Below are 8,447 nucleotides of genomic sequence, written 5' to 3' on the forward strand. Positions count from 1 at the left end.
CCCACCAGTGCCCCACCACGTACTCCGGGATGAACACCGCGATCGCCTCGTGCGGGTGGTTGCGCCGATACTCGCGGACGTACTGGACGACCGGCTTGGTGATCTCCCGGTACGGCGAGTCCAGCACCTTGAGCGGCACCTGCACGTCGTAGGCGCTCCACTGCGAGCCGAGCTCCTCGGTGGCGTCCTTCTCCACCGCCACCGTCAGGGCCTCCAGACTGTCCGGCCGGAACGCCTGGGCGTAGCCGAGGGCCCGCAGGGTGGCCTTGTGCAGCTTGGAGACCAGCACCACTCCGTGCACCCTGGCCGGCCGCACCGACTCGGCCCGGGCGTCCTCGACGGCCAGTTCGTCGGAGACCGCGTCGTAGTGGCGGCGGATGCCCCGCATCATCAGCCACAGCACCGCTGCGGCCAGGACCGCCAGCCAGGCGCCCTGGGTGAACTTGGTGGCCAGCACGATCACCAGCACCAGGGCGGTGAACACGCCGCCGAAGGCGTTGATCACCCGGGAGCGGCGCGCCGAGGAACGCACCGCCGGGTCCGTCCCGGTGCGCAGCACGTCGTTCCAGTGCCGGACCATGCCGAACTGGGAGAGGGTGAAGGAGGTGAACACGCCGAGGATGTACAGGTGGATCAGGCTGGTGACGTTCGCCTGGTAGAACCACAGGAGGGCGCCGGCCACCACCGCCAGGGCGATGATGCCGTTGGAGTACGCGAGGCGGTCGCCGCGGGTGTGCAGCTGGCGGGGCAGGTAGCGGTGCTGGGCGAGGATCGACGCCAGCAGGGGGAAGCCGTTGAACGCGGTGTTGGCCGCGAGGATCAGCACGAGTGCCGTGGCGGCCTGGACCACGTAGAACAGGATGCTGTCGCTGCCGCCGAAGACGGAGGCGGCGAGCTGGGCGATCACGGTGGGCTGGGTGTAGTTCGCGCAGTCACCGGAGACGCCGGTCAGCTGGCAGGGGTCGTCCACGTAGTGGACCTTGGCCACCATGGCGAGCCAGGTGACGCCGACGAACATCACGACCGCGGTCAGGCCCATCGCCGCCATCGTGGTGGCGGCGTTCTTCGACTTCGGCCTGCGGAAGGCGGGCACCCCGTTGGAGATCGCCTCGACGCCGGTCAGCGCCGTACAACCGGAGGCGAACGCCCGCAGCGCGAGGAGCAGCAGCGCCAGTCCGGCCAGGTTCGCCTTGCCCGGCTCCGGTTCGATTCCGTACGCCGCGCTCTCGGCCACCGGGGTCTCGCCGAACACCACCCGGATCATGCCGGTACCGATCATCAGCAGGATCGCGGTGATGAACAGGTACGTCGGTGCGGCGAACGCCCGCCCGGACTCGCGGACGCCCCGCAGGTTCATCGCCGTGAGCAGGACGACGAAGCCGAGCGCGAAGCCGACCCGGTAGTCCGCCAGGCCCGGGAAAGCGGAGATGATGTTGTCCACACCCGAAGCCACCGACACGGCAACGGTCATCACGTAGTCGACCAGCAGCGACGCCGCCACCACCAGGCCGGCGCTCGCCCCGAGGTTCTTCGACACCACCTCGTAGGAGCCGCCGCCGCTCGGGTAGGCGTGCACGACCTGGCGGTAGGACATCACCACGACGGCCATCAGCACGACGACCGCCGCGGCGACCCACGGCGTCAGGTAGAGGAAGGCGGTACCGCCGACCGTGAGGACGAGCAGGATCTCGCCGGTGGCGTACGCGACGGAGGACAGCGGGTCGGAGGCGAAGATCGGCAGCGCCAGTCGCTTGGGCAGCAGCGTCTCGCCGAGCTCTTCGCTGCGCATCGCCCGGCCGATCACGAGACGCTTCAGCGTCTGGGGCAGGTTGAACACAAATCGAGCGTATGGCTTGCGCACACGGCTGCAATGTTGTCGTACGGCCCCCTCCATTGCTCCGCCCGCTGAACGTTTCCCCAGGTGAGAGGGGTGGCAGCTCTCATTTGATGCCGTTTCGGGTGCGTTAAGAAGACCGTTAAGGGATCGTCAACATCCGCACACGGAAAACGCCATAAGGGGTATTTCGGACGCCTCACGTGCGCAGTCGGAGGCGGCAGACGACGGCGTCGGTGCGGCGGCGCAGGGCGCGGTCGATGACGGCGCCGCGCTGGTTCTGCAGGGCGCGCTGCCACAGCCGGGCGGGTTCGACCTCGGGGATCAGGACGGTGATCCGGTCATACGCGCGTTCGGCAGTCAGGGCATCGACGTGGTCGGCGATGGGCCGGCCGAGGCGCCGGTGGCCGTCCGGGATCTCGACCAGGGGGACACCGGGTCGCCACAGTTCCCAGTCGCGGCGTAGAGCCTCGGCCGCCTGTCGGTCCTCGGCGTCCGGTGCGGTATGGACGACGGTGACGGCCTGGACCTCGTCGCCGAGGCTCACCGCGGCGGAGAGGGCGTCCCTGGTGAGCCTGGTGATGGCGTGGACGGGGACGATCACGAGGGAGCGTTGGCGGGTGACCGGTGCGGGAACCCGGCCGAGGCCGAGGCGCTCGCCGATCCGGGCGTAGGCCCGCTGAATCACCTCGAACAGCAGGACCATCAGTGGCAGGGCCAGGCAGATGCCCCAGGCGCCCTCGGTGAACTTGGTGCCGGTGACGACCAGCGTCGCGATGCCGGTGAGCAGGGCGCCGAAGCCGTTCAGCAGCGCCTTGCCGTGCCAGCCGGGGCCGCGCTGCTGCCGCCAGTGCCGGACCATGCCGACCTGGCAGATGGTGAAGCCGACGAACACGCCGATCGCGAAGAGCGGCACCAGGCTGTTCACGTCGCCGCCGGAGGCGACCAGCAGGGCGGCCGAGACGAGGGCCAGGAAGAGCACGCCGTGCCGGTGGACCTGGCGGTCGGCGCGCAGCGCGAAGACGTGCGGCAGGTGGTTGTCGCGCGCCAGCAGGTGCATCAGGACCGGCAGGCCGCCGAAGGAGGTGTTGGCGGCCAGCGCCAACAGGACGACGGTGGCGAACTGGACCAGGTAAAAGCCGAAGCCGTGGCCGAGTGAGGCGTCCGCGAGCTGGGCCAGCACCGTCACACCCTCGACCGGCTGCAGATGGAAGCGGCCGATCAACACGGCCAGGCCGATCAGCATCACGCCCAGCAGCGCTCCGAGCGCCACCTCGGTACGCTGCGCCCGCTTGACGCCGGGTGTCCGGAAGGACGGCACCGCGTTGGCGATCGCCTCCACACCGGTCAGCGCGGAACAGCCGGAGGCGAAGGCCTTCAGCAGCAGCAGCGCACCGACGGCGGTGGCGTTGCCGGCCAGTGCGGATGCGTGCCCGGCGGCGGCCTCGGTGGAGGCGGGCGCGTCCCGGAACAGGCCCACGACGATGATCGCCAGGATCGACAGCACGAACACCGCGGTCGGCGCCATGAACCAGCGAGCGGATTCGGCGATGCCCCGCAGGTTGACCGCCGTGACGAGAGCCAGCACACCGAGACAGAGCCAGACCCGGTCCGCGTACAGCCCGGGGAAGGCGGAGGTCAGCGCGGCCACGCCGGCGGTCACCGAGACGGCGACGTTCAGGATGTAGTCGATCACCAGCGAGGCGGCGGCCGTCAGCGCCGCGCGTCTGCCCAGGTGTGCCTTGGCGACGGCGTACGAGCCGCCACCGTCCGGGAAGGCCGCTATCACCTGCCGGTACGAGGCGACCAGCACCGCCAGCAGCACCGCGATCGCCGCCGTCACCGGCAGGGTGAACCCGAGCCCGTACCCGCCGGCCGCGGCCAGCACCAGGACGATCGACTCCGGTCCGTACGCCACCGAGGCCATGGCGTCGAGGGAGAGCGCGGCCAGGCCGCCGAGGGCGGTCAGCCGGTGGCGGTCGTCGGCCGGACGGCTGTCGGGCGGCTCGGGCTCGGCCGCCTCCTGGACTCCGGCGGGCAACGGATCGACGGGACCGGACATCGGGTACCTCCACGGACAGGGCATGTTGGTGCGATCGTCCGACACGTTCCGACCGGCGGAGTCCTTCCCTACGGCGTCCTGACGGCATACCCCGTGATCTTGATGCCGTCCTGACGGCAGAGCAGGCCGAACCCCCGGGAGCGACGGGGCTCCCGGGGGTTCGGAGGTGACACCCGGCGCCGGTGGCACGCGGCGCCGGGTGGTTCAGGGCCGGCTACTGGCCGGGCTTGCGGCCGTGGTTGGCCTTCTTCTTGCGGCGGGCCTTCTTCTTCCGGGCGCGCTTGGACACGTCCCTCCTGTCGGGTGGTGCGAGTGGGTGGGTCAGGCTCCGGTGACGAGTCGGTCGGCAAGCCGTCCCAGGCGACGCTGCGAGCGGTCCTCGTGGACGGCGATCGCGGTCGGGGCGATGTCGCCGCCTTCGTAGTACTCGCCGTTGGTGAGGCGGACGTCCGGCAGGCAGAGCCGGACGACCGCGGCGGCGCCCTCGGCCGGCGGCGCGCCGACCCGTCCGTACAGCGGCAGCAGCGCGGTGTCGCACAGGCCGGGGTTCACGCTGACGGCGGTGATGCCGGAGCCTTCGGGGGCCATGGCGAGGGTGTCGATGCTCAGGGCGAGCTGCGACTGCGCGTAGGCGGCGACCCGGGAGTACTTCTTGACCCGGTTGGGGTCGTTCCAGTTCATCGCGGCGGTGCGGTGCAGCGAGGAGGAGACGTTGACGATCCGGGCGTCACCCGCTGCGGAGAGCGAGTCCTGCAGCAGGTTCGCCAGCACGTGCGCCGCCAGGAAGTTGACCTGGAAGGACACCTCGATGCCGTCCTCGCTCAGCGTGCACCGCTCCGGCGCCATGATCGCCGCGTTGTTGACCAGCAGGTCCAGCGCCGGGAAGGCCGCCGCCACGGCGGCGGCGAGGTTCCGGACCTCGGCGAGGCGGGTGAAGTCGGCGGTGACGAGGTGGAGCCGCTCGCGGGAGACGCCCCGGGCCACCAGGCGGTCGACCGCGTGCTCGCCCTCGTTGAGGGTACGGGCGTGCAGGACGACGGTGGCACCGTGCTCGGCGAGCAGCCGGGCCGTCTCCCAGCCGATCCCGGAGGAGGCACCGGTCACGAGGGCAGTGCGGGCGGACAGGACTTCGGACATGGTTCGATCCCAGGAAGGAGGGCACCCCGGAGGCCGGGGCGCGCGAGGGCGCGTCCGGGTGTCGGAGGTGCGGAAGGTGGCAGCGGAATTCCCGCCGGGCGCGAGCGTCAGCGCTCTGAGTGCCCGGCGGGGACACGACCGGTAGGCGGGCTGCTGTTCTGCCCGTCTGCCGCGGCACGATCGGGTGGGGCGCGGGGAGGCGATCCCTACCGGACCGTGCGAACGACGACCGTGGCACAGCCCAGCGCCCGCGGATGCGGCGGGCGGTCGTGGTGGCGTGCCGGTCGGTTCATGACGTCCATTCAAGTGTCGTCAGCCGGGCCCCGCAAGGGACCGTCACCCGCTCTGACGAATCCTTGACATCGCTCAACAGCGGTCGTCTGCACGGTGATCGGCGAGCTGGACGACCTCGAGCCTGATCCTCCGCCGCGGCATCGCGCCGGGCAGGGCCGCGAGGAGCGCGGCAACCGTGAAGACGCCCAGGCGCAGCAAGTCCGTGCGGCCGGCCCAACCCAGCACGGCGTAGCGGTGGACGGCGAAGCCGTTGAAGAACAGCCAGCCCGACAGACCTGTCAGAGGTGCCGCTGCCGGGCGGGACACGGCACCGACGAGGGTGCACAGCAGCGCGTACGCGCCGAAGGTGTACCAGCCCGCGTTCAGCTCCCCGACCCAGCCGAGCACCGGTGTGAGGAAGCCGCTCACGGTCAGCGCCACGGCCAGGGACATGCCGGTGCCCAGCCGCTGCACTGCCGGGTGAAGCCAGCGGCCCCCGGGCCGGACACGGTACAGCCTCACGGGTGCGCTCCCTCGGCGGTCGGACATTCGTCGGTCGTCAGCCAAGCCGCCGTCACACCCCGCGAAGCCGGTCCTGACGGGTTCCTGACGCCACAGGCCCCGATCCCGACGCATTCTTGACGTGCGAAGCCGGCGACCCGCCCTGCTCAGAAGAGGAACTGCACCACGAGCGTGTCGATCAGCTTGATGCCGACGAACGGGAGGACCAGTCCGCCGAGGCCGAAGACACGGAGGTTGCGGGCGAGCAGCCGGGAGGCGGAGGCCGGGCGGTACCGCACTCCGCGCAGGGCGAGCGGGATCAACGCGACGATGATCAGCGCGTTGAAGATGATCGCCGAGGTGATCGCGGACGTCGGGCTGTGCAGCTCCATGATGTTGAGGTGGCGCAGACCCGGGTAGGCGCCGGCGAACATGGCGGGGATGATCGCGAAGTACTTCGCCACGTCGTTGGCGATCGAGAACGTCGTCAGCGCGCCCCGGGTGATCAGCAGTTGCTTGCCGACCTCGACGATGTCGATCAGCTTGGTGGGGTTGGAGTCGAGGTCCACCATGTTGCCGGCCTCCTTCGCGGCCGAGGTCCCGGTGTTCATCGCCACGCCGACATCGGCCTGGGCGAGCGCCGGGGCGTCGTTCGTCCCGTCGCCGGTCATGGCGACCAGCTTCCCGCCCTCCTGCTCCCGCTTGATCAGGGCGAGCTTGTCCTCGGGCGTGGCCTCCGCCAGGAAGTCGTCCACCCCCGCCTCGGCCGCGATCGCCCGCGCGGTCAGCGGGTTGTCGCCGGTGACCATCACCGTCCGGATGCCCATCCGACGCAGCTCCGCGAAGCGCTCACGGATGCCGTCCTTGACCACGTCCTTCAGCTCGACGACGCCCATCACGCGCGCTCCGTGCCGGTCGTGGACGGCGACCAGCAGCGGGGTGCCGCCCTGGGCGGCGATCGCGTCGACGGCCTCCAGCACTTCGCCCCACACCAGCCCGCCCCGCTCGTACACCCAGGCGGAGATCGCCGCCGAGGCGCCCTTGCGCACGCTGATCACCGTTCCGTCGGGCCAGAGCAGGTCGACGCCGCTCATCCGGCTCTGCGCGCTGAACGGCACGAACTCCGTGCGCCCCGACTCCCCGGGCGCGCGCTCACGCAGGCCGTAGTCCTTGGCCAGGCTCACGATGGAGCGGCCTTCGGGGGTCTCGTCTGCCAGCGAGGACAGCCGGGCGGCCTCGGCGAGCCGGTCGTTCGGCACGCCCGGGGCGGGCAGGAGGCGGACCGCCTGCCGGTTGCCGAGGGTGACGGTGCCGGTCTTGTCGAGCAGCAGCACGTCCACGTCGCCGGCCGCTTCCACGGCCCGGCCGGACATGGCGAGCACGTTGCGCTGCACCAGCCGGTCCATGCCGGCGATGCCGATCGCGGAGAGCAGCGCACCGATCGTGGTCGGGATCAGCGCCACCAGGAGAGCCACCAGCACCGCGGTCGACTGCTCGGCGCCCGCGAAGACGGCCATCGGCTGGAGCGTGACCACGGAGAGGATGAAGACGACGGTCAGTGAGGCGAGCAGTAGGTTGAGTGCGATCTCGTTCGGCGTCTTCTGCCGCTCCGCACCTTCGACCAGGGCGATCATCCGGTCGATGAAGGTCAGCCCCGGCTTGGCCGTGATCCGCACGACGATCCGGTCGGACAGGACCGTCGTTCCGCCGGTCACCGAGCAGCGGTCGCCGCCGGCCTCGCGGATCACCGGCGCCGACTCCCCGGTGATCGCCGACTCGTCCACCGCCGCGATCCCGTCGACCACATCGCCGTCACCGGGAACGGTCTCCCCCGCCTCCACGACCACGAAGTCGTGCAGGCGGAGCCGCTCGGCGGAAACGATCTCCTCCTCGAACCGGGTCAGCCCCACCCGCCAACTGCGCAGCCGCCGCGCCGTGGTGCCCGTCCGGGTCCGGCGCAGCGAGGCCGCCTGCGCTCTGCCGCGTCCCTCGGCGACCGCCTCGGCCAGGTTGGCGAACACCACCGTCAGCCACAGCCAGAGGCCGATCAGCCAGGCGAACACGCTCGGCGAGAGGACCGCCGACAGGGTGGTCAGCGCAGAACCGACCTCGACCACGAACATCACGGGATTGCGCACCATCACCCGGGGGTGCAGCTTGCGCAGCGCCTCCGGCAGGGCCGCGGCCAGCTGCTTCGGATCGAGCAGGGCGCCACCCGCCCGGTGCCGCCGACCCGGGGGCCGCCCCACCGGAGCGGGCGCGACGACGTCCTTCTCGGGAGCAAGGGAGAGCATGCGGCAGACCTTCTCGGGCACGGACCGGCGGCTGGAGGCCGACCCGACGGCCGGCAGCCAAGCCAACCGCGCACCGCGGCACCGCTGCCCGCGCCCTGACGGAATCCTGACGCTGCGCCAGCACCGATTGACGGAGCGTTGACACGGACGCCGCTGTCAGGGCCGCGTGAAACCTGGGTCCCGATCCGTCATCGTTGCGTCAAGGACCCCGTCCTCTGCTGTTCACCGGTGTCCACCGGGAGCATGAACGAACCGTCCAGAGTCATCGTCGGGGTGACCGACACCCTGAGCAGCCTGGCCGCCCTCTGCCGCGCGGTCGAGGGCGTGCCGGGCCCGGCGCTGGTGC

At 71.1% G+C, this 8,447-nt stretch carries 5 protein-coding genes; all 5 read right to left on the reverse strand.

Features of this window, described 5'->3' with window-relative positions:
* The coding region (locus ABZ641_RS19020; RefSeq protein WP_359983205.1) for an APC family permease at positions 1-1,789 on the reverse strand (1,789 nt) is incomplete at its 3' end.
* A 244-nt stretch (positions 1,790-2,033) separates the two neighbouring features.
* Positions 2,034-3,896, reverse strand: coding sequence for an APC family permease (locus tag ABZ641_RS19025; protein ID WP_359983196.1), 1,863 nt, complete (start codon positions 3,894-3,896; stop codon positions 2,034-2,036).
* Positions 3,897-4,217: 321 nt separating this feature from the next.
* Positions 4,218-5,033, reverse strand: a complete 816-nt coding sequence (locus ABZ641_RS19030; RefSeq protein ID WP_359983199.1) for an SDR family NAD(P)-dependent oxidoreductase — start codon at positions 5,031-5,033, stop codon at positions 4,218-4,220.
* Positions 5,034-5,399: 366 nt separating this feature from the next.
* On the reverse strand, positions 5,400-5,747 hold the full coding sequence (locus ABZ641_RS19035; protein ID WP_344622970.1) for a hypothetical protein: 348 nt from the start codon (positions 5,745-5,747) through the stop codon (positions 5,400-5,402).
* 227 nt (positions 5,748-5,974) lie between these two features.
* Positions 5,975-8,101, reverse strand: a complete 2,127-nt coding sequence (gene kdpB / locus ABZ641_RS19040; RefSeq protein WP_359983202.1) for a potassium-transporting ATPase subunit KdpB — start codon at positions 8,099-8,101, stop codon at positions 5,975-5,977.
* Positions 8,102-8,447: the final 346 nt, after the last annotated feature.

It is taken from the genome of Kitasatospora sp. NPDC007106 (assembly GCF_040634455.1).
In the GTDB taxonomy this organism is placed as follows: Bacteria; Actinomycetota; Actinomycetes; order Streptomycetales; family Streptomycetaceae; genus Kitasatospora; species Kitasatospora arboriphila.